The sequence below is a fragment of the Mycobacterium sp. IS-1590 genome (assembly GCF_001500025.1).
Classification (GTDB): domain Bacteria; phylum Actinomycetota; class Actinomycetes; order Mycobacteriales; family Mycobacteriaceae; genus Mycobacterium.
The window spans coordinates 1-1324 of sequence record NZ_LQIW01000040.1; the positions used below are offsets into that span (position 1 = coordinate 1).

General features: G+C 66.3%; 1 protein-coding gene. It reads left to right on the forward strand.

Features of this window, described 5'->3' with window-relative positions:
* Nucleotides 1–1324, forward strand: a 1324-nt coding sequence (locus AU197_RS19440) for an HNH endonuclease signature motif containing protein (RefSeq protein WP_156434489.1), incomplete at both ends; no start/stop codon positions are given.

Here is a 1324-nt window from a genome sequence, read left to right on the forward strand (position 1 = left end):
AGGCCGCGGTGACCGCGTTGCGTGCCGCCTTCGAGGAGGCGGCCGCCTGTGATGTCGACTTGCTGACGCGCCAGAATCTCGTCGCGGCCCTTGACGAGCTCGAAGCTCTCGGGTGCCAACTGCCCGCGATGCGTTACCGCTTGCTGGCGCGCCTTCAGATCGAGGCCACGGCGCAACAGATGGGTGCCAAATCGTGGAAAGAGGTGTTGAGGGTCCGTTGGCGGATCTCAACCAGCGAGGCGAACCGGCGCCTGACCGAAGCTGCCCTGCTGGCGCCGCGTCAGGCGGTGACCGGGCCGTCGCTGCCGCCGGCGTTGCCCGCCACGGCTGTCGCGCAAGCTCATGGACTGATCAACGACGAACATGTGGACGTCATCCGCAAGGCCGTTGACCAATTGCCTGGCTTCGTCGACGCGGCCACCCGCGAGCAGTTCGAGGTCGACCTGGTCCGCACCGCGGTCGGTGTCGGTCCCAAGGAACTCAAGGACAGCGCCGATCTGACGTTGTTCTTGCTCGATCAGGACGGGCCCGAGCCGGATGAGGCCGAGCGAGCCCGTAAGCGTGGGGTCGCCAAGGCAAAACAGCGCTCCGACGCGATGATCGACCTCTCCGGAACTCTGACACCCGAAGCGTGGGCGGTGTGGGAAGTGATTTTCGCGAAATACGCGGCACCGGGGATGTGCAACCCCGACGATCCCGAACCCTGCACATCGGGGACTCCGACGCAGGCTCAGATCGACAACGACCACCGCAGTCTGGCCCAGCGCCAACACGACGCGATGATCGCCGTCGGGCGCATCGCCCTGATGAGCGGCGAGCTCGGTCAGCTCAACGGGCTGCCGGTGTCGATCATCATCCGCACCACTCTGCGGGAATTGGAATCACGCGCCGGGGTCGGCACCACCGGCGGCGGCACGGTCATGCCGATCGCCGATGTAATCCGACTGGCCGGCCACGCCAACCACTACCTGGCGGTCTTCGACGACGCGACCGGATCAGCCCTGGATCTGTTCCGCGCCAAGCGAATAGCCACCCCGGCGCAGCGGATCATGCTCATTGCGCGCGATGGCGGATGCACCAAGCCGTGCTGCACCGTAGGTGCCTACGGCTGCCAAGTGCATCACGTGGAAGCCGACTGGTCCAAAGGCGGTAACACCAACGTCGACGAACTCGGCCTGGCCTGCGGAACCGACAACCGCAGCGTCGACGAGGACGGCGGCTGGACCACCCGCATGAACGAGCGCTGCGAGGTCGAATGGCTTCCACCACCCGGGCTGGACACCGGCCAGGCGCGGCTGAACTACTACCACCGACCCGAACGGCT